The 24,424-nt window shown below is 68.4% G+C and carries 26 protein-coding genes; 20 read left to right on the top strand and 6 right to left on the bottom strand.

Going from position 1 to position 24,424, the window contains the following annotated elements; genetic code table 11:
• Positions 1–29 precede the first annotated feature (29 nt).
• The 6 genes from NP80_RS27500 to rfaE2 all read left to right on the top strand — a co-directional run bounded on the left by NP80_RS27500 (position 30) and on the right by rfaE2 (position 6,250).
• The gene (locus NP80_RS27500; protein WP_006411624.1) at positions 30–1,022 is read left to right on the top strand and encodes a fumarylacetoacetate hydrolase family protein; all 993 of its coding nucleotides are present in this window, start codon (positions 30–32) and stop codon (positions 1,020–1,022) included.
• A 118-nt stretch (positions 1,023–1,140) separates the two neighbouring features.
• Positions 1,141–1,968: an enoyl-CoA hydratase/isomerase family protein gene (locus tag NP80_RS27495; protein WP_006411623.1), complete on the top strand. Its 828-nt coding sequence runs from the start codon at positions 1,141–1,143 to the stop codon at positions 1,966–1,968.
• Positions 1,969–2,043: 75 nt separating this feature from the next.
• Positions 2,044–2,838 (top strand): PhaM family polyhydroxyalkanoate granule multifunctional regulatory protein, encoded by a 795-nt coding sequence (locus NP80_RS27490; RefSeq protein ID WP_045594286.1) that lies wholly within the window; start codon positions 2,044–2,046, stop codon positions 2,836–2,838.
• Between the two features lie 21 nt (positions 2,839–2,859).
• A complete protein-coding gene (locus tag NP80_RS27485) occupies positions 2,860–4,266 on the top strand; it encodes a patatin-like phospholipase family protein (protein ID WP_045594284.1) in 1,407 nt (468 codons plus the stop codon).
• 450 nt (positions 4,267–4,716) lie between these two features.
• Positions 4,717–5,592, top strand: coding sequence for a ferritin-like domain-containing protein (locus NP80_RS27480; protein ID WP_012212630.1), 876 nt, complete (start codon positions 4,717–4,719; stop codon positions 5,590–5,592).
• A gap of 175 nt (positions 5,593–5,767) precedes the next feature.
• The gene (gene rfaE2, locus NP80_RS27475) at positions 5,768–6,250 is read left to right on the top strand and encodes a D-glycero-beta-D-manno-heptose 1-phosphate adenylyltransferase (RefSeq protein WP_006409907.1); all 483 of its coding nucleotides are present in this window, start codon (positions 5,768–5,770) and stop codon (positions 6,248–6,250) included.
• A gap of 10 nt (positions 6,251–6,260) precedes the next feature.
• On the opposite strand, the gene NP80_RS27470 is transcribed toward rfaE2, so the two are convergent.
• From NP80_RS27470 to NP80_RS27460, 3 genes are all read right to left on the bottom strand, one after another.
• Positions 6,261–6,506 (bottom strand): hypothetical protein, encoded by a 246-nt coding sequence (locus NP80_RS27470; RefSeq protein WP_006409905.1) that lies wholly within the window; start codon positions 6,504–6,506, stop codon positions 6,261–6,263.
• A gap of 90 nt (positions 6,507–6,596) precedes the next feature.
• On the bottom strand, positions 6,597–7,385 hold the full coding sequence (locus tag NP80_RS27465; RefSeq protein ID WP_006409902.1) for a type III pantothenate kinase: 789 nt from the start codon (positions 7,383–7,385) through the stop codon (positions 6,597–6,599).
• Positions 7,382–8,305 carry a biotin--[acetyl-CoA-carboxylase] ligase gene (locus NP80_RS27460; protein WP_006409904.1) on the bottom strand — a complete coding sequence of 308 codons (924 nt, stop codon included), beginning with the start codon at positions 8,303–8,305 and terminating at the stop codon, positions 7,382–7,384. The genes NP80_RS27465 and NP80_RS27460 overlap by 4 nt, the downstream gene beginning before the upstream one ends.
• Before the next feature lie 310 nt (positions 8,306–8,615).
• Here NP80_RS27460 and NP80_RS30470 point away from each other — a divergent pair, with 310 nt between their 5' ends.
• The 3 genes from NP80_RS30470 to NP80_RS27450 are packed head-to-tail and all read left to right on the top strand — an operon-like array spanning position 8,616 to position 10,011.
• Positions 8,616–8,804, top strand: a complete 189-nt coding sequence (locus NP80_RS30470) for a hypothetical protein (protein WP_006407080.1) — start codon at positions 8,616–8,618, stop codon at positions 8,802–8,804.
• Positions 8,801–9,394 carry a PAAR domain-containing protein gene (locus tag NP80_RS31825; RefSeq protein WP_223852575.1) on the top strand — a complete coding sequence of 198 codons (594 nt, stop codon included), beginning with the start codon at positions 8,801–8,803 and terminating at the stop codon, positions 9,392–9,394. The genes NP80_RS30470 and NP80_RS31825 overlap by 4 nt, the downstream gene beginning before the upstream one ends.
• Positions 9,394–10,011: a type VI secretion system amidase effector protein Tae4 gene (locus tag NP80_RS27450; protein WP_035488941.1), complete on the top strand. Its 618-nt coding sequence runs from the start codon at positions 9,394–9,396 to the stop codon at positions 10,009–10,011. Before NP80_RS31825 ends, NP80_RS27450 begins: the two co-directional genes overlap by 1 nt.
• Before the next feature lie 509 nt (positions 10,012–10,520).
• On the opposite strand, the gene NP80_RS27440 is transcribed toward NP80_RS27450, so the two are convergent.
• Both NP80_RS27440 and NP80_RS27435 read right to left on the bottom strand, forming a co-directional pair.
• Positions 10,521–11,369, bottom strand: coding sequence for a tetratricopeptide repeat protein (locus NP80_RS27440; protein WP_045594281.1), 849 nt, complete (start codon positions 11,367–11,369; stop codon positions 10,521–10,523).
• Between the two features lie 8 nt (positions 11,370–11,377).
• Positions 11,378–13,447: a bifunctional 2',3'-cyclic-nucleotide 2'-phosphodiesterase/3'-nucleotidase gene (locus NP80_RS27435; RefSeq protein ID WP_045594280.1), complete on the bottom strand. Its 2,070-nt coding sequence runs from the start codon at positions 13,445–13,447 to the stop codon at positions 11,378–11,380.
• 330 nt (positions 13,448–13,777) lie between these two features.
• Between NP80_RS27435 and NP80_RS27430 the strand changes: the two genes are divergently transcribed.
• The 10 genes from NP80_RS27430 to NP80_RS27385 all read left to right on the top strand — a co-directional run bounded on the left by NP80_RS27430 (position 13,778) and on the right by NP80_RS27385 (position 22,920).
• Positions 13,778–14,902: an MlaE family ABC transporter permease gene (locus tag NP80_RS27430; RefSeq protein ID WP_035488944.1), complete on the top strand. Its 1,125-nt coding sequence runs from the start codon at positions 13,778–13,780 to the stop codon at positions 14,900–14,902.
• Positions 14,899–15,777 carry an ABC transporter ATP-binding protein gene (locus NP80_RS27425; RefSeq protein WP_006408950.1) on the top strand — a complete coding sequence of 293 codons (879 nt, stop codon included), beginning with the start codon at positions 14,899–14,901 and terminating at the stop codon, positions 15,775–15,777. The genes NP80_RS27430 and NP80_RS27425 overlap by 4 nt, the downstream gene beginning before the upstream one ends.
• A gap of 12 nt (positions 15,778–15,789) precedes the next feature.
• Positions 15,790–16,719: an MlaD family protein gene (locus NP80_RS27420; RefSeq protein ID WP_006408952.1), complete on the top strand. Its 930-nt coding sequence runs from the start codon at positions 15,790–15,792 to the stop codon at positions 16,717–16,719.
• A 40-nt stretch (positions 16,720–16,759) separates the two neighbouring features.
• Entirely contained in the window at positions 16,760–17,398 is a 639-nt protein-coding gene (locus tag NP80_RS27415) for an ABC-type transport auxiliary lipoprotein family protein (protein ID WP_404995635.1), read from the top strand.
• Between the two features lie 19 nt (positions 17,399–17,417).
• Positions 17,418–18,569, top strand: a complete 1,152-nt coding sequence (locus NP80_RS27410) for a VanZ family protein (protein ID WP_045594368.1) — start codon at positions 17,418–17,420, stop codon at positions 18,567–18,569.
• Between the two features lie 166 nt (positions 18,570–18,735).
• The gene (locus NP80_RS27405) at positions 18,736–19,053 is read left to right on the top strand and encodes a (2Fe-2S) ferredoxin domain-containing protein (RefSeq protein ID WP_006407072.1); all 318 of its coding nucleotides are present in this window, start codon (positions 18,736–18,738) and stop codon (positions 19,051–19,053) included.
• A gap of 13 nt (positions 19,054–19,066) precedes the next feature.
• Positions 19,067–19,711: an alpha/beta hydrolase gene (locus NP80_RS27400; RefSeq protein ID WP_006411007.1), complete on the top strand. Its 645-nt coding sequence runs from the start codon at positions 19,067–19,069 to the stop codon at positions 19,709–19,711.
• A 608-nt stretch (positions 19,712–20,319) separates the two neighbouring features.
• Complete coding sequence (locus NP80_RS27395; protein WP_006407069.1) at positions 20,320–21,636, top strand: D-alanyl-D-alanine carboxypeptidase family protein; 1,317 nt, start codon at positions 20,320–20,322, stop codon at positions 21,634–21,636.
• Between the two features lie 49 nt (positions 21,637–21,685).
• Positions 21,686–22,612 carry a D-amino acid aminotransferase gene (locus NP80_RS27390; RefSeq protein WP_006407068.1) on the top strand — a complete coding sequence of 309 codons (927 nt, stop codon included), beginning with the start codon at positions 21,686–21,688 and terminating at the stop codon, positions 22,610–22,612.
• Positions 22,612–22,920, top strand: a complete 309-nt coding sequence (locus NP80_RS27385; protein ID WP_006398148.1) for an HP0495 family protein — start codon at positions 22,612–22,614, stop codon at positions 22,918–22,920. The genes NP80_RS27390 and NP80_RS27385 overlap by 1 nt, the downstream gene beginning before the upstream one ends.
• Here NP80_RS27385 and NP80_RS27380 read toward each other — a convergent pair.
• Complete coding sequence (locus NP80_RS27380) at positions 22,904–23,950, bottom strand: transcriptional regulator GcvA (RefSeq protein WP_006407067.1); 1,047 nt, start codon at positions 23,948–23,950, stop codon at positions 22,904–22,906. The two genes, NP80_RS27385 and NP80_RS27380, sit on opposite strands and share 17 nt — an antisense overlap.
• 102 nt (positions 23,951–24,052) lie before the next feature.
• Between NP80_RS27380 and NP80_RS27375 the strand changes: the two genes are divergently transcribed.
• Complete coding sequence (locus tag NP80_RS27375) at positions 24,053–24,379, top strand: DUF2917 domain-containing protein (protein ID WP_012212640.1); 327 nt, start codon at positions 24,053–24,055, stop codon at positions 24,377–24,379.
• The last annotated feature ends 45 nt before the right edge of the window (positions 24,380–24,424 follow it).

Here is a 24,424-nt window from a genome sequence, read left to right as displayed (position 1 = left end):
CCATCGTCACCACAACGGCAGATTCCCTTATGAAACTTGCTTCGCTGAAGGACGGCACGCGCGACGGCCAGCTGATCGTCGTGTCGCGCGACCTGCACACCGCGGCGATCGCCGACACGATCGCACCGACGCTGCAGCGCGTCCTCGACGACTGGGCGTTCTACGCGCCGCAGCTGCGCGAGCTGTACGACGCGCTGAATCACGGCCGCGCGCGCCGCGCGTTTCCGTTCGATCCCGCTCACTGCATGGCGCCGCTGCCGCGCGCGTTCCAGTGGGCGGACGGCTCCGCGTACGTGAACCACGTCGAGCTCGTGCGTCGCGCGCGCGGCGCCGAGATGCCGCCCGAGTTCTGGACCGATCCGCTGATGTACCAGGGCGGCAGCGACGATTTCCTCGGCGCGCGCGACGACATCGTGTGTCCGTCCGAAGCGTGGGGCATCGATTTCGAAGCGGAAGTCGCGGTGATCACGGGCGACGTGCCGATGAGCGCCTCGCCGGACGAGGCGTTGAAGGCCGTGCGGCTCATCACGCTCGTGAACGACGTGTCGCTGCGCAACCTGATCCCGGCCGAGCTCGCGAAGGGATTCGGCTTCTTCCAGAGCAAGCCCGCGACCGCGTTCGCGCCGGTCGCGGTGACGCCGGACGAACTCGGCGACGCGTGGAGCGAAGGCCGCGTGCACCGCCCGATGATCGTCCACTGGAACGGCAAGAAGGTCGGCCAGCCCGACGCGGGCACCGACATGGTGTTTCATTTCGGCCAGCTGATCGCGCACGCGGCGAAGACGCGCAATCTGCGCGCGGGCTCGATCGTCGGCTCCGGTACCGTATCGAACAAGGACGCGAAGCGCGGCTACTGCTGCATCGCCGAGAAGCGCTGCCTCGAGACGATCGAGCACGGCGCGCCGCAGACGGAATTCATGCGCTACGGCGACACCGTGCGCATCGAGATGTTCGATCCGGCCGGCAAGTCGATCTTCGGTGCGATCGAGCAGTCGGTCGCGCCGCCCGACGGCGTCGCGTGACGCGTGCGGTGTGCGGCGACGCACGGTCGCCGGGCCGGCCCGCGCCGGGTTTCGCCCGATGTTTGCGCGCGCGGGCTTGACTACACTCGATTCGACAGCCTCGACCCAGGAGCAGCGCATGGCCGATCTCGCCGCGTACGGCGGTTATCAAGCATTGAAGGTGACGCGCCGCGAACACGGCGTGCTCGACATCGTGATGAGCGGCGAGGGCGCGAACCGCAGCGGCCTCGCGACCGCGAACGCGCAGATGCATCGCGAGCTCGCGGACATCTGGCGCGACGTCGATCGCGATCCCGACACGCGCGTCGCCGTGATTCGCGGCGAAGGCAAGGGCTTCTCGGCGGGCGGCGATCTCGCGCTCGTCGAAGCGATGGCCAACGACTACGACGTGCGCGCCCGCGTATGGCGCGAAGCGCGCGACCTCGTCTACAACGTGATCAACTGCAGCAAGCCGATCGTGTCCGCGATGCACGGCCCGGCGGTCGGCGCGGGGCTCGTCGCGGGGCTGCTCGCCGACATCTCGATCGCCGCGAAGGATGCGCGGATCATCGACGGCCATACGCGGCTCGGCGTCGCGGCCGGCGATCACGCGGCGATCGTGTGGCCGCTGCTGTGCGGGATGGCGAAGGCGAAGTACTACCTGATGCTGTGCGAGCCGGTGAGCGGCGAAGAGGCGGAGCGCATCGGCCTCGTGTCGCTCGCGGTCGAGCCGGCCGATCTGGTGCCGAAGGCCTACGAGGTGGCCGAGCGGCTCGCGAACGGGTCGCAGTCGGCGATCCGCTGGACGAAGTACGCGCTCAACAACTGGCTGCGCACGGCCGGGCCGACCTTCGATACGTCGCTCGCGCTGGAATTCATGGGCTTTTCGGGGCCCGACGTGCAGGAGGGCCTCCGTTCGCTGCGCGAGCGGCGCCCGCCCGCGTTTCCCGGCGACGCGCCGTTCTGACGCGCGCTATGATCGAAACACGCGATCGTGCTCGGATGCCGGCCGCGTGCTCCCCAGTCCAATCAGGATGCCCGTATGACGACCGATGCCCCCGGCTCCAACCCCTTCGCCGGCTTTGCCGGCTTCAAGCCCGCCGACATGCTCGAGCGCATGTGGGACATGATGCGGATGTCGCCGTTCGGCGCGATGGCGCCGTTTCCGGGCGCCGCGTCCGGGCTGCCGCCGTCGCTGTCGAGCATGTCCGACATGATGGCGCCGCTCACGAACGTCGAGGAACTCGACAAGCGGATCACCGATCTGCGCGCGGTCGAGCAATGGCTGAAGCTGAACCTCGGCATGCTGCAGTCCGCGATCCAGGCGCTCGAAGTGCAGCGCGCGACGCTCGCGACGCTGCGGGCGTTCGGCGCGTTCGCGCAGAGTTCGATGTCGGCGGCCGAGGATGCGGCCGTCGCGGCGGCCAAGGCCGCGACCGCGCCGCTCGGCGAGACCGCGCAGCCGAAGCCGCAGGCGGGCGACGCGTCGGCCGGCGCCGATGCGCCGCCGGAGCGCGACGCCGCGCAGCAGCCGAATCAGTCGTTCGATCCGGCCGGCTGGTGGAACCTGCTGCAGGCGCAGTTCAATCAGCTCGCGAGCCTCGCGATGGCGCAGCCCGGAATGGCGCCCGGCGCGGCGTCGCCCGATGGCGCGGCCGCCGCGGAAGGCGCCGAGGAGCCGGGCGACGCACCGGAGTCCACACCCGAGCCCGCACCCGCGGCCGCGGCCGCGCCGCGCAAGCCGGCGGCGAAGCGCGCGAAGCCGGCCGGCTCGGCGGCGGCGCGCGCGGCAGCCGCTTCGTCGCCCGAAACGCGTCCGCCGAAACGCGCGACGTGATGCGCGACTAGCAGGCCGATCATGCGACTCGCGCTCGTTCTGATGGGAGGCGGCGCGCGCGCCGCGTATCAGGTCGGCGTGCTGAAGGCACTGGCCGAGATCGCGCGCGAGGCCGATCCGCATCGGCATACGCTGCCGTTCGCGGTCGTCTGCGGATCGTCGGCCGGCGCGATCAACGCGACGTCGATCGCGAGCCACGCGGACGACTTTTCGCACGGCGTGCGGCGGTTGCTCGAGTTCTGGGAGCATCTGCGCGCCGACTACGTGTATCGCACCGACTGGCTCGGCATCGCGGCGGCCGGCGCACGCTGGCTCGCGACGATGACGTTCGGCTGGGCCGCGCGCCGCTCGCCGCGCGGGCTGCTCGACAACACGCCGCTCGCGCATCTGCTGCAGCGCGAGCTCAGCTTCCACCGGATCGAGCAGATGCTCGAAGCGCGCCTGCTGCATGCGCTCGCGGTGACGGCGCTCAGCTATTCGAGCGGCCGCCACCTGACCTTCTACCAGGCGGCCGAGCCGATCCAGGCATGGCGGCGCGCGCAGCGCACCGCGCGGCTCGTCGATCTGTCGGCGTCGCACCTGCTCGCCTCGTCGGCGATTCCGTTCGTGTTCCCCGCCGTGCCGCTCGTGCTCGACGGACAGATTGAGTACTTCGGCGACGGCTCGATCCGGCAGATCGCGCCGCTGTCTCCGGCGATCCACTTCGGCGCGCAGCGCATCGTCGTCGTCGGCGCTGCCGATCCGCGCCCGGAAATCCCCGCCGCGAACGGGGCGGGCCGCGCGCGCGGCTATCCGACGCTCGCGCAGATCGGCCAGCAGGTGCTCGCGAGCGTGTTCCTCGACTCGATCGGCTCGGACATCGAACGGATCGAGCACATCAACCGGATGATCGAGCACCTGCCGCATCAGGTCGAAGTCGACAGCGGCTGGCGGCACGTCGACGTGCTCGCGATCGCGCCGTCCGAGCGCATCGAGCTGATCGCCGCGAAGCACCTGAAGCAGATGCCGGCGACGATGCGCGGGCTGCTCGGCGCGATCGGCGGCAGCCAGCCGGCCGGTGCGTCGTTCGCGAGCTATCTGCTGTTCGAGGAGCCGTTCACGCGCGAACTGATCGAGCTCGGCTACCGCGACGGGCGCGCGCAGCGCGACACGCTTGCGGCGTGGATCGCCGCGGCGGATGGCGGCGGAATGGGGAACGGCGGCATGGCGGGCGGTGCGATGGCGGGCGGCGGCTCGATGGTCGGCGGCTCCGCGGTCGGCGGCTCGACGGTCGGCAGCTCGACGGTCGGCAGCTCGGCGGTCGGCAGCTCGGCGGCTCGCGGCGATGCGCCCTCCGACGTGCCCGCCGCCGAAACGCGCGACGCCAGCGCAACGGCGCCCGATGCCCGCGTCGGCGACGATCGTGCGGCCGGCGAAATGCGGGTCTGACACGTCACGGTTGCGGATTCGCGACGCGCTACCGCGACCGATCGCCGCACCTGCACGCCGCTCGGCGCGGTGCCGTGCGCGTCGCGGAACGGTCATGCGTGCGTGCTATCATGGCCGCCGCCGAATACACCATATCGAGCAGCCCGCCGCGCCGGCAGCCGTACGGGGAGCCCGTTCGGGCGACCGGAACGGGCGCGGGTTCGCCAGCGAGCCGGCCAGCGCCGGCCCCCCAATTCAGGCACGCGCGGCCGGTTCCGTTCGAGCGGAGCGTGGCGGCGGCGTGTACCACGGCGGCACGCGGCCGCCCGGCTGCCGGACGCGCAAGCAGCGTCCGGGAGGCCGGTTTCCCGCGTAAAATTTGAGTCTTGGCTGCACAAGGCGCGCATGCGCCCGCGCGGCATCAGTCACGTTGAAAGAAGTCGCATTGCGCAGAACAGGGGTGGGACCATCATGAACACCATGCTTTATCCGGAACTTTACCGATCGCTCGAAGCTGTCCGCTGGGACATGGAGAAAGACATTCCGTGGGACAAGTTTGACGCTTCGCTGCTCACCGACGAGCAGGCGAAGACGATCAAGATGAATGCGATCACCGAGTGGTCGGCGCTGCCGGCGACGGAAATGTTCCTGCGCGACAACCAGCACGACAGCGATTTTTCCGCGTTCATGAGCGTGTGGTTCTTCGAGGAGCAGAAGCATTCGCTCGTGCTGATGGAATACCTGCGCCGCTTCAAGCCGGAGCTCGTGCCGACCGAGGAAGAACTGCACGCGGTGCGCTTCGAGTTCGACCCGGCGCCGCCGCTCGAGACGCTGATGCTGCACTTCTGCGGCGAAATCCGTCTGAACCACTGGTATCGCTGCGCGGCCGACTGGCACACCGAGCCGGTGATCAAGCACATCTACGAGACGATCTCGCGCGACGAAGCGCGTCACGGCGGCGCGTATCTGCGCTACATGAAGAAGGCGTTGAACAATTGCGGCGACGTCGCGCGCGCGGCGTTCGCGAAGATCGGCGTGCTGATGGCGTCGGCGCGCCGCACCGAGAAGCCGCTGCACCCGACGAACCTGCACGTAAACCAGGCGCTGTTCCCGCGCGACACCGTGCAGTCCCGCCTGCCCGATCCGGAATGGCTCGAGCGCTGGCTCGACGAGCAGATCCGCTTCGACGGCGAGTGGGAGAAGAAGGTCGTCGACCGCATCCTGCACAACCTGTCGATCCTGTTCGAGCGCACGTTCGCGACCGCGCAGGAACTGAACCGTTACCGCAAGGAAGTCACGAACCGTCTGCAGTCGGAAAGCGGTTCGTCGTCCGCGCAACCGGCCTGACGGCCGTCGCGGCGCGGCGGCGGGCGCATCCGCTCGGCCCGCGCGGCGCCCGCGATCCGAAGCCCGTCCGGCCTGCCCGACGGGCTTTTTCTCAGGCATCGCGCGGGCCGATTGCGCCTGCGGCGCGCAGGACGTCCCGCTCGATCCGTTTCATCCCATCCGCCCGACTTTCATCATGCCCGCTTCCTTCGAACGCAAGCTGATCACCCGCGACGCACTCGTCGCGCTGCGCGCATCGCTGCCGGCGCCCGTCGTCTTCACGAACGGCGTGTTCGACATCCTGCATCGCGGCCACGTCACCTATCTCGCCGATGCGAAGGCGCTCGGCGCGTGCCTGATCGTCGGCGTGAACAGCGACGCGTCGGTGCGCATGCTCGGCAAGGGCGACGACCGCCCGATCAACCGCGAAGACGACCGGATGGCGCTGCTCGCGGCGCTGGAAAGCGTCGACTGGGTCGTGAAGTTCGAGGAAAAGACGCCGGTGTCGCTGATCGAAGCGGTTCATCCGGACGTCCTCGTGAAGGGCGGCGACTACGACATGGACGCGCTGCCCGAATCGGCGCTCGTGCGCGGCTGGGGCGGCCGCGCGCTCGCGATTCCGTTCGAGCACGATCGCTCGACGACCGCGCTGTTGAAGAAGGTGCGCGCGCAACAGTGACGCCCGCGCGCTAGCGCGGCGACGACGCGGCCAGCGGCTCCGTCGCCACGGCCGGCGGCGCGATCGGCCCGCCGACGACCGGTTGATCGGTCGCTTGCGCAAGCGGTGTCGCGCGCAGCGCATCGGCGCGTACCTGGCGCGCGACTACGCCCGGTTCGCGCGCGCCGGCGGCCGGCCGCGGCCCGACCATCTCGGTCGCGAGCGCGAACGCGATCAGGTTGGCGAGAAAGAGAACAGCGATCAGCCAGCGCAGCATCGTCGAAACTCCCTGTCGTCATTCAGTTGAAGCGGCCCCGTGCGGCCGGTTTTCGTCCGCGTCGCGGCTGCGGCACGCGTACGCGGCCCGTCAGTCCTGCGCGCTCGCTTCGGCGGCAATCAGCGCGAGGCCGGACAGGATCAGCGCGTCGTGCCGCGTATGCGGCAGCGTCAGCGCGCGCGCGATCTCGTCGGCCGCGCCGCCGGCCAGCACGAGCCGCACCGGTGCCTGCCAGGCCGCCGCGAGATCGCGCCACGCGCGCTCGATCAGCCCCGCCTGCGCGTAGAGGCAGCCGGCCGACAACGAGCGCGGCGTGTCGACCTGGAACGGCTGCGCCTGTGCATCGGCGAGCAGGCCGCTCGCGATGTCGGTCGTCAGCGTCGGCAACTGCGCGGTATGCGTGCCGAGCGCGCGCATCATCAGCGCCCAGCCCGGCGCGATCAGCCCGCCGGTGAAACGGCCGTCCGCGCGCAGCGCCTCGAGCGTCGTCGCGGTGCCGAACGTCGCGATCAGCAGATGTTCGTCCGGAAACGCCGCGCGTGCGCCGATCAACCCGGCCCAGCGATCGCTGCCGAGCTGTTCCGGCGTCGTGTACCCGTTCGTCACGCCGCATTGCGCGGGCCGCGACCGGATCGTCGTGCGCGGCAGCCCCGGCCAGTGGGCATCGAGCAGCGCATCGAGCCGCGCGCCGACATCGGCGCCCGCCACGTTCGAGATCCATGCGCCGCGCGGACGCGGCAGGTCGGCCCAGTCGGGATCGGCGCCGCCGTCGCGCGTATGGCCGAACGCGCCGGTGCGCACCAGCGTGCGCTGCGCATCGGCGAGCGCCCATTTGATGCGGCTGTTGCCGGCATCGATCAGCAGATGCGGTTCGCTCATTGCGCTTCGCGCAGCGACACGTCGCCCGCCGCGATGGCCTGAATGCCGTTCGGCGTGTCGAGCAGCAGCTGGCCGGCCGCATCGATGCCGGTCGCGATGCCGCGCGCGCGTTCGACGCCCTGTTCGAGCAGCACGACTTCGCGGCCCGCGTATGCGTGCAGCGCATGCCAGCGCGGCAGGAACGGCGCGAGCCCGTCGGTCGCGAACTGCGCGAGTGCGGGCGTGAGCGCGTTCAGCGACGCGGCGAGCGTATCGGTGAGGTTTGCGCTTGCGCACGCCATCGACAGGGCTGCCGGCGGCAGTCCGCTCGCCAATGCGGCTTCGCGCGCGCGCAGTGCGTCGACCTGCGCGGCGACGGCTTCCGCGCCGCGCACGTTGATGCCGAAGCCGATCACGACGGCGGTGGCGTCGGCGGTGGTCCACACGGTTTCGATCAGGATCCCGGCGAGCTTGCCGACGATGCGCGACGTGCCGCCGTCGTCGGCGGCCGTCAGCAGCAGGTCGTTCGGCCATTTGAGCGCGACGCGCGAGCGTGCGTCGAGCGGCAGCGTCGCGAGGCCTTCCGCGAGCGCGACGCCGATCGCGATGCTCAGGCCGCCGAGCGCCTCGACGGGGCGCGGCACGATGCAGCCGACCGAACACAGCAGCGCGTTGCCCGGTTGCGCGAACCACGGCCGGCCTTGCCGGCCGCGGCCGGCCGTCTGCTCGAACGCGACGCGCACGAGCGGCGCGGGCAGTGCGTGCGCGGTGCGCGGCAGCGTCTTCAGGCGGGCGGCGAGGTCCGCGTTGGTCGAGCCGGTCGCGGCGACGATGTCGAGCGGCCACGCGCGCGGCGCGGCGTCCAGGTGCGCGTCGAGCCGGCTGCGCGCGATGTGTGCGCCGTCGGTGTCGGGCGTGTCGGGGGAGGTGGGGGTGTTCATGGCGCTTATTGTAGCGACAGGGGCGGTGCTCGGACGTTTGAGGAGAACGTCGTCGTCGCGAATCTTACTGAACAGCGAAAAGCGCAGCCGCTCCGAGCGGGCGGCGTGGTGTCCGGTGTAGTCGAACACAAGTGCCAGTCGCAACTGAGTTGGCCAGCTGCGTCTCGAACAGTGTGTCCGTTATTGCGTAACCGTACTGCAGCGGGCCTTATTGATAAGTATTTCGAATTCGTCTCATTGAGCTTCCTTTCTTGATTGCGCAAATTTGGGTGCGGCAACTTTCGCCGAGTCGTCGAGAAAGGAGATTCCGATGAATAACAAGTGGGCGGTGCCACCCCATCTTTTTGCCACCAACGGCGCGTTTACCGAACGCGTTGCTAGCGCACAGGATAACGGCGACACCTCTATGGACAGTCCGGACCGTAACGGTCCTATATCTGCCGAAACCTTCACGGTCGTGAAACGTGCGGCCGTGATTCGCCGAGGTGGCACAGAATGATTCGCTATTTTCTCGCTAAGGGTGATCGAGGCGGTAGCGCGGTGATTATCGAAGGGCTCGAGACTATGACCTATTCGAACCCGCCGCCGAGCGTGAATATCGCCACGCTTTATATGAAGACTTACTGCTCCGCCTGCAATCAGGAAGGGTTTATTTCACCGACAGGGGTACGCTGGCCAGGCACCGCGTCGAACGGCCAGCCATGGGCGCTGAGCGGCGATATCAATGTCTGTGGGTGCAATCCGCCGCCGGTTTTCTATGCCGAACGTAACATGATGATGGTCTTCGAATCGCACGAGAGAGCGATGCTGGAGGCAGCCAAAAGGGTCTCGGCTGCAAGTGTTGCGATGGTCGAAGAGGCGCCGGGGGCACAGGTCGATATATGCGCCAGTTTCGACGAACAGGTGCGTGTTGGCATCGGTACCACGATACCGCGGAGCTACCCATACCTGATCGAAATGAGTAACGGGCGTACCGTCGCGGGGCGCGTGAACAGCAATGGCCTGTTGCCGCGAATTCATTCGGAAAGAGCCGACAGTTACACAATTTATTGGGGCGAAGACGCCCTGCTGCACAAGGGGTGGACGTGATGCCAAACAGGCCGACAACGATAAGAACGAACACGACACCTGATTCCATCAAGGGCGTGCAACTGAGGGCGATAACATTCAAGGAACTGTGGGACGCCTATCCGTCGGGAAATCCCTATGAGAATCCCGCGTATACCAACCAATGTGCCATTCGCATGAGCGTTGCCTTTCATCGCGTCGGCATCGAAATGAAGTCTTTCTCGTCAAGGCTGATCAAACCGCTTGGGGGGCAGTCAAGCATCGGAAGGATCCTGCTCGATGGGAAAGCGACCGCCACGCGCGCCAACGAGCTCGGCGCGTGGTTGGAATTGCAGCCGTTCGCGGGGTTGGGGAGGAGCGAGGACATCACCGGGCGAGACTGGGAGACGAAAATTGAAGGTCGAACCGGTATTGTGATGTTCGACGGTTATTGGGCCCGAGCCGGTGAGCGCGCGGAAAACGCCAGTGGCGGGCATATCGATCTTTGGAACGGCGCGCGGCTGACCATAAGCGGTCCGCTCAACGCATTAGCCGTGATGGGGCGTCTGCTCGGCCGGCGATCGTTTCGGCCGGGAAGTGCAATGGGCTGGTCCGACTTGGGAAATGCGAATCGAATCCTGTTCTGGGAAGTACGATGAGGCGTCAGGGCGTTGCGATTATCTTCGGGATACTCGGACTGGTCAGTTGGTGGGGGTGGGCCGGTGTCGATATCGAGATCTGTCAGCGCTTCCCGCAGCACTGTATGACGCGTGGCTGCAAGGAAATTGGCGCGTGCCCGGTCGGTTTCTGGGAGGGGCTCGGGTTTCTCTCCTCCATTTTCGGTCCATCGGTCCTGTTTTATGTCGCAGCCGTATCGTTCGGAAGCAGGCGACGTAACGCGACTCAATGGGCAGTCTTGTTGAGCGCGCTCGTGGCCGCGCACTGGCTGACGATGCTGTCGATCAGGCTGATATAGGCGACGTTCGGGTAGCGTGTCCTATGTACTGCGGGGCTCGCCGGCCGGCGCGTTCGCGCATCGACCGGTATGTGCCCCGCACCCCGTGCATCGATCGCGCTCGAGGGCAATCGATGCGCAGGGCGTCAAGTCAGGTGCGGCGGGCTATCGCCGTGCGGCGGCCCGCGCCGGACGGGGCAGCTCGCTGAGCTATCACGGCCCCACTACCGGATGCTTCAACGCATGCGCGGTCTCGATCCACTGCGCATGGAACGCGTCCGCATCGGGCCGCAGCCCCAGTTCGCCGTTGCGATACGCCATCGCGAGCGTCTGCACGGCCTCCGGCAGCTCGTGCTCGGCCGCACGCCGATAGAGCGCGAGCGCGCGCGCTTCGTCGCGCGGCACGCCGCTGCCGTCGCGGTAGGCGTTCGCGAGCATGAAATCCGCGGCCGGAATTTCCGCTTGCGACGCGATTTCGAACCAGCGCGCGGCCTGCACGGGATCGGCCGCCGTGCCGTAGCCGCTGCGATAGATCAGGCCGAGGTAGTACGCGGCGGCCGCGTCGCCGTGCTCGGCCGCGGCGCCGAGCAGCGCGCGGGCGCGTGCATAGTCCTTCGGCATGTCGCCGCTGCCGAGCAGCAGCGCCTTGCCGAGCGCCAGCTGCGCGCGCCGCGCGGCCGGTGCGTTATCGGCGCCTTGCGCCTGCGCGGCCGTTTCCAGCCAGCCGCGCCCTTCGTCGCGCAGCCCCGGTTCGCGCGCGGCGACGAGCGCGATGCCGAGCGCCGCCTGCGCGGCGCCCGAGCCCGCGCGCGCGAGATCGCGCAAACGCGCGAGCGCATGCGGCTCGGCGGCCTGCGCGACCATCGCCTGCCATTCGTCGAGTTGCGCGGCGCTCGGCGTGAGGGCGGTCGTGCCGCGCCAGCCGGCGGCCGCGACGGCGATGGCGACGGTTGCCGCGGCCGCCGCGAGCAGCGCGGCGGGCGGCAGCTTCACGCGCAGCAGGCGCCGCGCCGCGGCGGCGAAGCCGGTTTCGGCCGGCCGCATCGTCCGGATCGGTTGCATTGCATGCCTCATTGCGTCAGGTCGATCTCGTAGGTCGCGAGGTTCTTGCCGGAGCCGTCGTCGGCCGCGACCTGCGTGATGCCGGTCAGGCCGGCCGCGGTGGCGTCCGCGACGCGGTTCGGCGCCGATGCGAACCGCACGTGCGCGACCGAGCTCGCGAGCTTCGTGAAGCGCCAGCTGCGATGCGAGCCGTCGGTCGCGCGCGCGATCGTGCCGCGCTGCTTGATGTAGGCGATCAGCACGTCGCGGTTCGCGTCCGGCGACGCGAAGATCGTCTTGCTGCCATCGAGGCCCGGAAAGTTGCCGCCGCCGCTCGCGCGGTAGTTGTTCGTCGCGACGATGAACTCGGCGTTCGGATCGATCGGCGCGCCCTTGTACGTCAGGTTCCGGATCCGGCTGCCGACCGGCTGCGTGACGTCGATCTCGTACTTGAGGTCCGTCGACGTGAACATGTCGAAGTTGTAGCCGGGGAAGCTGCCGACGAGCGGCTGCACGGTCGCCTTGGTCGGATCGATCGTGTTGAAGCGCTTCGCGGCCGTCTCGAGCCAGTTCTTCACGTCGGCGCCGTTCACCTTCACCGCATACACGGTGTTCGGATACAGGTAGAGGTCGGCCGCGTTGTTGATCGCGAGCGCGCCCGGCGCGACGTCGGTGTAGTCGCTGCCGCCGCCGAAGCCGCTCTTGAACGGCGCGCTGACCGACAGCACCGGCAGCGACGCGTATTGCGGCAGGTTCGCCTGCACGTAGCGCGCGACGTAGTCGGCCTGCGCGTCGTTGACGATCTGGATCGCGCCCGGATCGCCCACGTCCGCGAAATACGTGTTCATCCGGTAGTCGGTCGAGCCGATCGGCGTCTTCACGTAGTCGATGGTCGCCTGATGTTCGGCGGCGATCGCGGCCGATACCGACGGATCGGCGGCGACGTAGCTCTTGTCCGCGTTCTGGATCGGGCGTGCCTCGACGGTCGTCTGCGACTTGTCGACGGTCCACGTCTTGCCGTCGAACTTCAGGCCGAGCTTGATCACGCCGAGGTGCTTGCCCCAGTAGTTCGCCATCACAGTCGGCACGCCGTTGACGGTGCCCTTGACCTTGTCGACGCCGGGCAGATTGAACTGCGGGACCGTGCTCGTTGCATCCGGGAACACCTGGTGCGAATGGCCGATCAGCATCGCGTCGATGCCGGGCACGGTCGACAGCCACCAGCTGCCGTTTTCCATCGTCGGCGAATAGGCGGAATTGTCGAGGCCGCCGTGCGAGATCGCGACGATCAGCTCGGCGCCCTTCGCGCGCATCTCGGGGATGTACTTCTGAGCGGCTTCCTTCAGCCCCGTGGTGTAGACCTTGCCGTCGAGCCAGCGCTTGTCCCAGTTCATGATCGCCGGCGGCGTGAAGCCGATGATGCCGACCTTGACCGGCGCGCTGACGGTCTTGCCGTCGGGCGTGGTCGCCGTCAGCGTGCGCGTGAGGATCGTGTACGGCGCGAACAGCGGCTCGCCGGTCTTCGCGCTGATCACGTTCGCGAGCACCTGCGGGAAGTTCGGCCCCGCGCATTTCTTCTGCTGCGCGGGGGCGGGGAGCCCGTCGACGTCGAACGTATTGCCGGTCACCTGCGACAGATACGGCAGTCCGTAGTTGAATTCGTGATTGCCGATCCCGCCGCCGTCGAATTTGGCCGCGTTCATCACCTTGTAGATCGCCAGCGTCTGATCGCAGCCGATCGGCTTCACGAGCGCCTGATAGTCGGACAGCGCGGTCCCCTGGATCGTGTCGCCGTTGTCGAGCAGCAGCGTGTTCGGATACTGCGCGCGCGCCTGCGCGATCAGCGTCGACACGCGTTCGAAGCCGAGCGAGTTGTCGGCGGCGAGCTTGAAGTAGTCGTACGACAGCACGTTGGTGTGCAGATCGGTCGTCTCGAGCACGGCCAGCGTCGCCGTCGTGCCGGCCGGCGTCTGGGCCGGCTGCTGCGACGCGGGCGGCGACGTGACGTCGTCGCCGCCGCATGCGGCGAGGGTGAACGCGACGCTCGCGAGCGCGGCGGCGGCCGGCACGCGACGGCGGGGAAGCGCGGGGAATCGCATCGAATGTCCTGTTGGGTGTTTTATCGTGACGAGGTGCGCAACGAGATGGCGGCGCGGGTGCCGACGGCCTGAGGTGCGGCGCGTGAGAGTATCGAAAGCGAACGTGACGGCAGAATGAAAGGCGCCGTCGAATCGGCGCTCGAATCGGTGCCGCCGCCGCCGGCGCCGTGCCGGAGCGCATTGCGCCGCGATGCGGCGGCCTCGGCCCGGCATCCCGCCCGCGCCGCCGCCGGCAGTCCGGGCGCGCGTCGGCGCGCGGAAATCCTCACGTCGCGGCGCCGGACGGTTCGCTACAATGGCCGCTGTCATTCATTTGCAAACAAACCGCCCTTGGACTTCGAGACCCCTCCCGGCCTGTCGGTCGACGCCGGCGGCCAGGGCCAGACCGTGCGCCTGACCGGCCAGTGGACCGCGCTCGCCCTCGCCCGCAATCGCGGTGCGGTGGTGCGCCGCGCCGAGAGCGTCGCCACAGGCAGCGTGAGCGAATGGGACTTGTCCGGCATCGGGCGGCTCGACCACGTCGGCGGCCAGGCGCTGTGGCGCGTATGGGGCCGCAAGCTGCCGCCGGGCATCGCACTCACGGCCACGCAACGCACGATCTTCGAGCGCATCGAGCGGCTCGACAGCCAGCGCGAGGCGCCCGAGCGCGTCGTGCGTGTCGGGCCTATCACGCGGCTCGGGCTGATGCTGTTCGCGTTCGCCGAGCATCTGCACGGCGGCATCGCGATGTTCGGCCGCGTGATCCTCGACGCACTGTCGGTGCTGCGCCGCCCGCAGACGATGCCGTGGAAGGAAACGTCCGCGAACATCTACAGCGCGGGCGCGCAGGCGCTGCCGATCACGGCGCTCGTCGCGTTCCTGATCGGCATCGTGCTCAGCTATCTGTCCGCGCAGCAACTGCAGATGTTCGGCGCGAACCGCTACATCGTGAACATCCTCGGCCTCGCGGTGATTCGCGAGCTCGGCCCGGTGCTGTCGGCGATTCTCGTCGCGGGCCGCTCGGGCTCGGCGATTACCGCGCAGATCGGCGTGATGCGCGTGACCGAGGAGCTCGACGCGATGCGCGTGATGGGCATTCCGCACGGGCTGCGCCTGATCCTGCCGCGCGTGCTCGCGCTCGGTGTCGCGATGCCGCTGCTCGTGATGTGGACCAACATCGTCGCGCTGACGGGCGGCGCGCTCGCCGCGAAGATGGTGCTCGGCATCGACGTGAACTACTTCGTGCGTTCGCTGCCGGGCGTCGTGCCGATCGCGAACCTGTATATCGGTCTCGGCAAGGGCGTCGTGTTCGGGATGCTGATCGCGCTCGTCGCGTGCCATTTCGGCTTCCGGATCAAGGCGAACTCGCAGAGCCTGGGCGAAGGCACGACGACGTCGGTGGTCACGTCGATCACGGTCGTGATCCTCGCGGACGCGGTGTTCGCGATCCTGTTCCAGAACGTGGGGCTCGGATGAGCGTATCGAACGAACCGGCTTCGCCTTCCGCCGTGGCCGACGCGCACGACGATCGCGTGATCGAGGTGCGCAACCTGACCAAGCGCTACGGGCGCAACATCGTTCACCAGAAGCTCGATTTCGACGTGCGGCGCGGCGAGATCGTGTCGATCGTCGGCGGCTCGGGCTCCGGCAAGACGACGCTCGTGCGGCAGATCCTGGGCCTCGAGCGGCCGACGTCGGGCACGATCAAGGTGTTCGGCCAGGACACGTCGACGATCGACGCGGCGAGCGCGCGGCTGATGCGCACGCGTTCCGGCATGCTGTTCCAGCACGGCGCGCTGTTCTCGTCGATGACGGTGTTCGACAACGTCGCGCAGCCGCTGCGCGAGCTCGGCCGCGTGCCGCCGGACCTGCTGCACGACATCGTGATGCTCAAGCTCGAGATGGTCGGGCTGCCGTGCAAGCACGCATCGAAGATGCCGGCGGCGCTGTCGGGCGGGATGGTCAAGCGCGTCGGCATCGCGCGCGCGATCGCGCTCGAGCCCGAGCTGCTGTTTCTCGACGAGCCGACCGCGGGCCTCGATCCGCAGGCATCCGACGAATTCGTCGAGCTGATCGCGACGCTGCACCGCACGCTCGGGCTGACCGTCGTGATGGTCACGCACGATCTCGACACGATGGTCGCGCTGTCGACGCGCGTCGCGGTGCTGGCCGATCGCAAGGTGCTGGTCGCCGCGCCGGTCGAGGAGGCCGCCAACGTCGATCATCCGTTCATCCACGAGTATTTCCTGGGGCTGCGCGGACGCCGCGCGCTGCAGGCCTTGCCGCCCGAGCGGCGCGCGAAGCTGCCGAAGGCGGCCCTCGAACCGGCGCTGTCGAGCGTCGAGCTGTAAAGGAACCCGCGAATGGAAAACAAATCACATGCGTTCTGGGCCGGCCTGTTCACGATCCTGCTGACGCTCGCGATCGTGGGGGCCGTGTTCTGGTTCAACGTCGACCGTACGGTACGCGTGCCGTACGACCTGATCGCGCGCACCAACGTCACGGGGCTGTTCCCGGACGCCGCCGTGCGCTTTCGCGGCCTCGACGTCGGCAAGGTGCAGTCGATCGGCTTCGACCGCTCGCATCCGGGGCAGATCCGGATCCGGATTCTCGTCGATCACGACGCGCCGATCACGCAGTCGACGTACGGCAGCCTTGGTTTTCAGGGCGTGACGGGCATCGCGTTCGTGCAGCTGGAGGACACGGGCCGCGATCTGTCGCCGCTGCCGTCGTCGCCGAAAGCGATCGCGCAGATCCCGATGCGCCCGAGCCTGTTCGACCAGCTCCAGTCGCGCGGCGACGTGCTGCTGCGGCAACTCGAGCTCGCCGCCAAAAGCGTGAACGAGCTGATGTCGCCGGAGATGCGCGAGCAGCTGCGCGCCACCGCCGAGAGCCTGCAGCACGCGGCCGACGGCGTGACGACGCTGTCGAAGCAGCTCGGCCCGGCCGTGACCGCGCTGCCAGGCACGATGACCGAGGTGAACCGGACGATGGCGTCGGCGAACCGGCTGCTGCAGCCGAACGGGCCGCTCGTCGCGAACCTGAACAAGGCCGGCACGGCGGCCGAGCAGGTCGGCACCGCGCTGAACGACCTGAACGCGCGCGTGCAGTACGACACGCTGCCGCGCTTCAATGCGCTCGCGGGCAGCGTCGGCGATGCGTCGCGGCAATTGAAGGACGTCGCCGGTGAACTCGGCCGCAATCCGAGCAGTCTGCTGTTCGGTTCGCCCGGCCCCGCACCGGGCCCCGGCGAATCGGGCTTCGTGTGGCCCGGCGCGGCCGCCGGCCATTGACGCGCGGCCGTGCCGCGCTTTGCAACCGACCATTCGATTGATGCAGGAATACGCCATGTCCCGACTCCTTGATCGCGCGCTGCGCCCGGCCGCGACCGCGCTCGCGGTGCTGACGCTCGTGCTCGCCGCCGGCTGCGCGGCCGACCGCGCGGCACTGTCGAACATCCGCTACGACCTCGGGCCGGCCACGCCGGTCGGCACGGTCGGCAGCGGTCCCGCGCTGAAGGTGCTCGACGTGTCGGCGCCCGAAGCGTTCGACTCGGACAAGTTCGTCTATCGCCTTGCGTACGCGGATGCGCAGCGCATGGCCGTCTATCGCGACAGCCGCTGGATCGCGCCGCCCGCGCAACTGCTCACGCAGCGGCTGCGCGGCGCGCTGTCCGCGCGCGGCGCGGTGCTCGAAGGCTCGGACGGCGTGCGCGCGCCGACGCTGAAGGTCGACCTGAGCGAATTCGAGCAGGTGTTCGACGGACAGTCGCAGAGCCACGGCGCCGTCACCGCGCGCGCGACGCTGATGCAGGACGGCAAGGTGCTCGGCCAGCGCACCTTCGTCGCGCGCGCGCCGTCGAGCACGCCCGATGCCGCGGGCGGCGCGCGAGCGCTCGCCGCCGCGAGCGACGAGCTCGTGTCGCAGATCGCCGCATGGGTCGGCGTGCAGGCCTACGCGGGCACGCCGTGACGTGCGACGCGCGGCGGCGATGAACGCGCCCGGCACGCATCGCGCGTCGTCGCTCGCGCGGCAGGCGTTTGCCGCGTATGCGGCGCTCGTCGTCTACGCGTCGCTGTACCCGTTCGAAGGCTGGGTGTCGTTCGGCATCGGTCCGTTCGACTATCTGTTCGCGCCGATGCAGCGCTACGTGACCGCCTTCGACGTGGTCACCAACGTGCTCGGCTACATGCCGTTCGGCGCACTCGCGGTGCTCGCGCTGCATCCACGGCATCGCGGCATCGCCGCGACGCTGATCGCGGGCGTGCTCGGCGTGCTGCTGTCGGGCGCGATGGAAGCGCTGCAAACCTATCTGCCGACGCGTGTCGCGTCGAATCTCGATCTCGGCGCCAATGCGCTCGGCGCGCTGCTGGGCGCGGCGCTCGTCGCGCCGGCTACGGGCGCGCTGCTCGACCGCGGCGCGCTGCGGCGGCTGCGCACCGCATGGTTCGAGGCCGACGGCGCGACGCCGCTGCTGCTCGCCGCGGTGTGGCCGTTCGCGATCCTGTTTCCGTCGCCGTTCCTGTTCGGTATCGGCGACTGGCCGGCCGCGCTGTGGGCGCGTGCGGATGCGTCGATGCAGGACGCGCTGCTCGCGTGGCTGCCCGCCGCGTGGCACGTCGGCGAATGGCCGGAGCGCGTCGACGGCTGGCTGTCCGACTCCGCGTGGGAGGCCGTGATCGGCGCGCTGATGCTGTTCGCCGCACTCGCCGTCGCATCGCTCGCGATGCGGGCGCAGGCGCCGCGGATCCGGCTGCTGGCCGCCTTCCTCGGCGCGGCGCTCGTGCTGAAGGCGGCCGCGACGTTCATGCAGTCGGCGACGGGGCTCGTCGTCGTCTGGGCGACGCCCGGCGCGCGGCTCGGCATCGAGCTCGGCTTCGCGGCGGCGCTCGTCGCGCTGCGCGTGCCGGCGACGTGGCGCGCGGCGCTCGCAGCCGTCGCGCTGCTCGCGGGCATCGCGCTCGTCAATCTGCTGCCCGTCAATCCGTTCTTCGATTTCACGCTGTCCGGCTGGCGGCAGGGGCGCTATGTGCACTTCAACAGCCTCGCGCGCTGGCTCGCGTGGATCTGGCCGTACGCGGCGCTGATCTGGCTCGGCCAGCGCGTCGAGCGCGCGTGGCTGCCGGCCTTCGCGCGCCGGTGACGGGCGGCGGGGCGGGCAGCTTTCGCCGGGGACGGGCGGCGCGGCGGGCAGCCGGCAGGCAGCGGCGCGCGCCGCTCGTTATAATCGTCCGCACCGTCCGAGCGCCGCGCAACGGCGTTCCGCCCACCATCCGTCCGGCATCGCCGGGCCGCTCGTCGTCATCACCATGGATTCCTACTACCAGCACCACGTCTTCTTCTGCCTGAATCAGCGCGAGCCCGGCGCCGACCGCCCGAGCTGCGCGCAATGCGACGCGCAGACGATGCAGGAATACGCGAAAAAGCGCGTGAAGGAACTGGGCCTCGCCGGCGCCGGCAAGGTCCGCATCAACAAGGCCGGCTGCCTCGACCGCTGCGAGGAAGGGCCGGTGATGGTCGTGTATCCGGAAGGCACGTGGTACACGTACGTCGACAAGGCCGACATCGACGAGATCGTCGAGTCGCATCTGCGCGACGGAAAGATCGTCGAGCGCCTGAAGATCTGAGCGGGCCGGCGTCATGAACGTACATACGCAGAAATCGCTGATTGCCGGCCCGGTCGGGCAGATCGAAATCGCGGTCGACATGCCCGACGCGGTGCGCGAAGGCAGCGCCGCGCCGCGCGGGATCGCGCTCGTCGCGCACCCGCATCCGCTGTTCGGCGGCACGATGGACAACAAGGTCGCGCAGACGCTCGCGCGCACGCTCGTGCAGCTCGACTATGTGGTCTACCGGTCGAACTTCCGCGGCGTCGGCGCGACCGAAGGCGTGCACGACAACGGCATCGGCGAGGCCGACGATCTGCTCGCGGTGGTCGCGCACATGCGCGCGCAGCCCGCGTATGCGGACCTGCCGCTCGTGCTCGCGGGCTTTTCGTTCGGCACCTTCGTGCTGTCGCATGTGGCGAAGCGGCTGCGCGACGCGGGCGAGGCGATCGAGCGGATGGTGTTCGTCGGCACGGCCGCGAGCCGCTGGCAAGTGGCCGACGTGCCGGAGAACACGCTCGTCATTCACGGCGAACTCGACGACACGGTGCCGATCGCGTCCGTGTACGACTGGGCGCGCCCGCAGGAACTGCCGGTCGTCGTGATTCCGGGCGCCGAGCATTTCTTCCATCGCAAGCTGCATGTGCTGAAGCGCATCGTCATCGATGCGTGGCGGTAGACGGTACGCGGCCTGCATTCGAAACCGCGCCGTGCTTCGAGCGACATCGTGTCGCGCTCGAAGGCACGGCAGCCGAGCGAAGCGACGTGCTCGAGGCGGCGATTTCATTCCTTTTCCGATCGCTGTTCCATCTTTGTCGTGCCGTCCGTCACGCTCCATCTTCCGCTGCCGCCGTCCTGACGGGACAAGCTTCTGGCCGCGCGTGTGCGCCTATAAAAACCTGTACGCGCATTCATGGCGGCTTACTCGCGGGTCGGTCGAGTCGCATTGCAAATGGCATCTCCACCGAGTTGTCGCGCGATGCGGCCGCACGATGCCTGCCGGCCGCATGCACGGCCTTTCATCCTCCGCTTCGCGAAAACGCGTTTCGCGGCCACGTATAATGGCCGCATTTTGCGTCGCCCGCGGCCCGGCTGGGCCCATGCGGCGCTCGTTTCGCTGCCTGTCCGTCCGCTCGCGACGGCCGCGAACCGAACGCGTCCGCACGAGTCCAACCGGCGCGTTTCGCGTCGTCCGAGGTATCGGGCGAGTGCCCGAAACGCCTGCCGCCTTGCCGTTCAACCGTGCGCGTTTCGCGCCGCACTTTCTGCCATCAGCCTGAATCGATCATGCGTCTGTCTTCCCAAGGCCTCAAGTCCCTCGCTTCCTCCATCGCCTTCGGCACCGCCGCGCGCAACGTCGCGCTCGGCGTGATGCTGCCTGTCGCGCTCGCGTCGACGATCGTCGTCGCCGAGGCGAAGCCGGCCGCCAAGGCCAAGGCCGCGCATGCGGCGCCGGCCGCCGCCGAGCAGTCGACCGGCGCACCGGCGACTTTCATGCCGGGCGCAGTGCCGCCGCCGGGCGTGAACGCGCGCTCGTGGGTGCTCGTCGATGCGACGAGCAACACGGTGCTCGCCTCGGGCAATGCGGACGAGCGTGTGGAGCCGGCGTCGTTGACGAAGCTGATGACCGCGTACCTCGTGTTCGAAGCGCTCGACAAGAAGAAGATCTCGATGGAGCAGATCGTCACGCCGAGCGAGGCCGTGCGCCGTGTCGGCCGCGACGAGTCGCGGATGTTCATCGAGGCGAACAAGCCGGTGTCGGTGCACGACCTCGTGTACGGGATGATCATCCAGTCGGGCAACGACGCGGCGATCGCGCTGGCCGAACTGGTCGGCGGCAGCGAAGCGCAGTTCGTCACGATGATGAACGACGAGGCGCAGCGCCTCGGCATGAAGGGCACGCACTTCGCCGACGTGAACGGCATGCCCGACCCGAACCACTACACGACGGCCGGCGACCTCGCGAAGCTGTCCGCGCACCTGATCCGCGATTTTCCGCAGTACTACGGCATCTTCTCGGAGAAGGAATTCAAGTACAACAACATCCGCCAGGGCAACCGCAACCGTCTGCTGTGGCTCGATCCGACCGTCGACGGCCTGAAGACCGGCCACACGCAGGCAGCCGGCTTCTGCCTGATCTCGTCGGCGAAGCGCCCGATTCCGGGCGCTTCGGACGCACAGCGCCGTCTGGTCGCCGTGATGATGGGCGAGCCGAAGGAGAGCGACCGCACGCAGGACAGCATGAAGATGCTGAACTACGGCTATAGCGCGTTCGACGCGGTGCGCCTGTTCAAGGGCGGCCAGGCGATCTCGACGCCGCGCCTCTACAAGGGCAAGGAGAACACCGTGCAGGTCGGCGTCGCGAGCGACCAGTGGGTGACCGTGCCGCGCGGCCTCGGCGACAAGGTCAAGCCGGAAGTCGACGTCAATGCGCCGCTGATCGCGCCGCTCGCGCAAGGGCAGCAGGTCGGCACCGTGAAGGTCGTCGCCGACGGCAAGACGCTGTCCGAATTCCCGGTCGTCGCGCTGCAGGCCGTGCCGGAAGCGGGTATCTTCGGCCGTATCTGGGACTCGATCCTGCTGATGTTCAGCAAGAAGAAGTAACGCGCGGCGGGTCTTTCTTTCGACGACTTCATCCCCATCTGGTATAGCCATGAGCCCAACCGAATTCGAACCGATCGTCTATCTGAGCGTAGCGTCTCAAGAAGAAATGGTGCCGCTGTCGCAAGCACGCGTGCCGGTGCTCGATCGCGGATTCATCTTCGGCGACGGCGTGTATGAAGTCGTCCCCGTCTATGCGCACGACGGCGCGCACGTGCCGTTCCGGATCGCACAGCATCTGGAGCGGCTCGAGCGCAGCCTGAAGAAGATCGGCATCGACAACCCGCACGACGCGGCGGGCTGGCGCGCGCTGATCGAGCGCCTCGTCGACGCGAATGCGCAGGCGCTCGGCGATAGCCACGCGCTCGTGTACCTGCAAGTGACGCGCGGCGTCGCGAAGCGCGGCCATGCGTTCCCGGCGAACGCGGTGCCGACCGTATTCGCGATGACGAGCCCGCTGCGGCTGCCGTCCGCGGAGGAGCGCGCGAAGGGTGTGCGCTGCGTGACGGCCGAAGATCGGCGCTGGCTGCATTGCGACATCAAGTCGACGTCGCTGCTCGGCAACGTGCTGATGGCACAGCATGCGGCCGAGCGCGACGCGTTCGAAACGGTGCAGCTGCGCGACGGCAACCTGACCGAAGGATCGTCGTCGAACGTCTGGGTCGTGAAGAACGGCGAGCTGTATGCGCCGCCGCGCAGCAACAAGATCCTCGAGGGGATCCGCTATGCGCTGCTCGAGGAGCTCGCCGACGAATGCGGCATCCGCTTCATCGCGCGCGAGATCAGCGAAAGCGAGCTGCGCGCCGCGGACGAAATCCTGATTACATCGGCGACGAAGGAAGTGCTGCCGGTGACGTCGCTCGACGATCTGCCCGTACAGGGCGGCAAGCCGGGCCCGGTATTCGCGGCGTTGTACGACGCGTACCAGCGCGCGAAAGCGCGCGAGTTTGAACAGTTTGACCTTTCCCGGAGGAAGTGATGAGCGAACCGACCAAAACCGTCGAGGTGACCGGCGCGATCGAAACGCCGAAGGAGTCGCTGCTGGAGTTCCCGTGCGACTTCCCGATCAAGATCATGGGCAAGGCGCACCCCGAGTTCAAGGACACGATCTTCAAGGTCGTGAGCGTTCACGACAACGAGATCGACCTCGAGAAGATCGAGGAGCGCGCGTCGAGCGGCGGCAACTATACGGGGCTGACCGTCACGGTGCGCGCGACGAGCCAGGAACAGCTCGACAATATCTACCGCGCGCTGACCGGCCATCCGATGGTCAAGGTCGTGCTGTAACGGCCGATGCCGCGTGCGTTTCGTCCTCCGTTCCGCCGGTGCCGGCGGAACGGGCGGCAATCCCCTTCCACCCGCCTTCTCGCGCACACTCCTGCGGACACTTGCCGGCCGCACGCCGCGCATCGAGTTCGTCGCAGAGCAGCTTGAACTGCGCGACTTCCTGAAGAATCCACGTCCTGAATGCCTGCACGCGCGGCGTACCGAGCAGCGGCGGCGGGCACACGAAGAAGTAGTGCCACGGGCTCGGCCCGTCGATGTCGAACAGCCGCACGAGCCGGCCGTCGAGCAGATCGTGCAGCGCGAGCGAGCGGCGCACGAGCGCGATGCCCTGACCCTCGATCGCGGCCTGCAGCAGATTCGACGAGTCCTGATAGAGAATGCCGCGCTTCGGTTCGGTCAGCGTATCGAGGCCCGCCGCGTCGAACCACGGGCGCCACAGCTCGTCGTCGGAGCGCAGCAGGTTGTAATGGACGAGATCGGCGGGCGTCTGTGGCAGCTTGCCGCCGTTCAGCGTCGGCGCGCACGCCGGAAAGAACGCCTCGTCGAGCAGCGGCTCGACATACAGCCCCGGATAACTGCCGAAGCCGAAGCGGATCGCGAGATCGACGTCGTCGCGTGCGAAGTCGGTCAGCGCATTCGTGGACTGCAACTCGACGTCGATTTCCGGATGGCGTTCGATGAACGTGCCGATCCGCGGCGTGACGAAGCGCGCGGCGAACGACGACAGCATCGACACGACGAGCCGGCGATCGCGGTCGCTCGCGCGCACCTGGCGCGTCGCGTCGGCGAGCATCATCAGCGCGGTGCGGACCTGCTGCGCGTAGCGCATCCCGGCGTCGGTCAGGCACAGACGCTTGCCGTTGCGCGTGAACAGCTTCACGCCGAGCTCGTCTTCGAGCGCGCGCACCTGATGGCTGACCGCGCCGTGCGTGACGAACAGTTCGTCGGCGGCGCGCGAGAAATTCTCGTGCCGGGCAGCGGCTTCGAACGCGCGAATCGCGTTCAGCGCGGGCAGCTGGCGCAGGTCCATTTGCTAATTTTCCTCACATCGACGTGAAAATTGGTCGTTTGGTCGGACGTGTCGCAATGACTACGATTGTAGCCATCGAAGCGTTTTTTGGCGGAGTCGATCATGCAAGAAATTTCCACAAGCGTCACGTTCGAGATTCCCCCCGGCGAAACGGTGCCGATGAAGGTGCAGCGCAGCACGCGGCTGACGGTCCAGTGCGGGCCGGTGTGGGCGACGCGCAGCAACGATGTCGACGACTACTTCCTCGTCGACGGCGAGACGCTGCGGCTGCGTCGCGGCGAGCGGCTGTGGCTCAGCGCGGAAGGCGGGCAGAGCGCGTGCGTCGCGTTTTCGGTGTCGCGGCCCGCGAAGGACGTCGCGCTCGGCGGACTCGCACGGCTGCGCGAACGCGTGAGCGCGCTGTTTCACGACGGCTGGCGAACCGTCTGACGCGCGCTTTCCTCGGACGGATCGCCGCGATCCGTCCCTTTCCGC

Origin of the sequence: Burkholderia multivorans ATCC BAA-247 (assembly GCF_000959525.1) — a bacterium.
GTDB lineage: Bacteria > Pseudomonadota > Gammaproteobacteria > Burkholderiales > Burkholderiaceae > Burkholderia > Burkholderia multivorans.
Note: the sequence above shows the minus strand (reverse complement) of the source record. Positions and strands in the feature narration are given on the sequence as shown.

Bases quoted from the DNA above. Each gene is read 5' to 3' on its own strand.
- NP80_RS27390 (WP_006407068.1), top strand. From the start codon at position 21,686: ATGAGCCCAACCGAATTCGAACCGATCGTCTATCTGAGCGTAGCGTCT.
- NP80_RS27380 (WP_006407067.1), bottom strand. From the start codon at position 23,950: ATGGACCTGCGCCAGCTGCCCGCGCTGAACGCGATTCGCGCGTTCGAA.
- NP80_RS27375 (WP_012212640.1), top strand. From the start codon at position 24,053: ATGCAAGAAATTTCCACAAGCGTCACGTTCGAGATTCCCCCCGGCGAA.
- NP80_RS27410 (WP_045594368.1), top strand. From the start codon at position 17,418: ATGAACGCGCCCGGCACGCATCGCGCGTCGTCGCTCGCGCGGCAGGCG.
- NP80_RS27425 (WP_006408950.1), top strand. From the start codon at position 14,899: ATGAGCGTATCGAACGAACCGGCTTCGCCTTCCGCCGTGGCCGACGCG.
- NP80_RS27440 (WP_045594281.1), bottom strand. From the start codon at position 11,369: ATGCAACCGATCCGGACGATGCGGCCGGCCGAAACCGGCTTCGCCGCC.
- NP80_RS27485 (WP_045594284.1), top strand. From the start codon at position 2,860: ATGCGACTCGCGCTCGTTCTGATGGGAGGCGGCGCGCGCGCCGCGTAT.
- rfaE2 (WP_006409907.1), top strand. From the start codon at position 5,768: ATGCCCGCTTCCTTCGAACGCAAGCTGATCACCCGCGACGCACTCGTC.
- NP80_RS27400 (WP_006411007.1), top strand. From the start codon at position 19,067: ATGAACGTACATACGCAGAAATCGCTGATTGCCGGCCCGGTCGGGCAG.
- NP80_RS31825 (WP_223852575.1), top strand. From the start codon at position 8,801: ATGATTCGCTATTTTCTCGCTAAGGGTGATCGAGGCGGTAGCGCGGTG.
- NP80_RS27465 (WP_006409902.1), bottom strand. From the start codon at position 7,385: ATGAGCGAACCGCATCTGCTGATCGATGCCGGCAACAGCCGCATCAAA.
- NP80_RS27415 (WP_404995635.1), top strand. From the start codon at position 16,760: ATGCAGGAATACGCCATGTCCCGACTCCTTGATCGCGCGCTGCGCCCG.
- NP80_RS27500 (WP_006411624.1), top strand. From the start codon at position 30: ATGAAACTTGCTTCGCTGAAGGACGGCACGCGCGACGGCCAGCTGATC.
- NP80_RS27495 (WP_006411623.1), top strand. From the start codon at position 1,141: ATGGCCGATCTCGCCGCGTACGGCGGTTATCAAGCATTGAAGGTGACG.
- NP80_RS27395 (WP_006407069.1), top strand. From the start codon at position 20,320: ATGCGTCTGTCTTCCCAAGGCCTCAAGTCCCTCGCTTCCTCCATCGCC.
- NP80_RS27490 (WP_045594286.1), top strand. From the start codon at position 2,044: ATGACGACCGATGCCCCCGGCTCCAACCCCTTCGCCGGCTTTGCCGGC.
- NP80_RS30470 (WP_006407080.1), top strand. From the start codon at position 8,616: ATGAATAACAAGTGGGCGGTGCCACCCCATCTTTTTGCCACCAACGGC.
- NP80_RS27385 (WP_006398148.1), top strand. From the start codon at position 22,612: ATGAGCGAACCGACCAAAACCGTCGAGGTGACCGGCGCGATCGAAACG.
- NP80_RS27420 (WP_006408952.1), top strand. From the start codon at position 15,790: ATGGAAAACAAATCACATGCGTTCTGGGCCGGCCTGTTCACGATCCTG.
- NP80_RS27470 (WP_006409905.1), bottom strand. From the start codon at position 6,506: ATGCTGCGCTGGCTGATCGCTGTTCTCTTTCTCGCCAACCTGATCGCG.
- NP80_RS27435 (WP_045594280.1), bottom strand. From the start codon at position 13,447: ATGCGATTCCCCGCGCTTCCCCGCCGTCGCGTGCCGGCCGCCGCCGCG.
- NP80_RS27450 (WP_035488941.1), top strand. From the start codon at position 9,394: ATGCCAAACAGGCCGACAACGATAAGAACGAACACGACACCTGATTCC.
- NP80_RS27460 (WP_006409904.1), bottom strand. From the start codon at position 8,305: ATGAACACCCCCACCTCCCCCGACACGCCCGACACCGACGGCGCACAC.
- NP80_RS27480 (WP_012212630.1), top strand. From the start codon at position 4,717: ATGAACACCATGCTTTATCCGGAACTTTACCGATCGCTCGAAGCTGTC.
- NP80_RS27405 (WP_006407072.1), top strand. From the start codon at position 18,736: ATGGATTCCTACTACCAGCACCACGTCTTCTTCTGCCTGAATCAGCGC.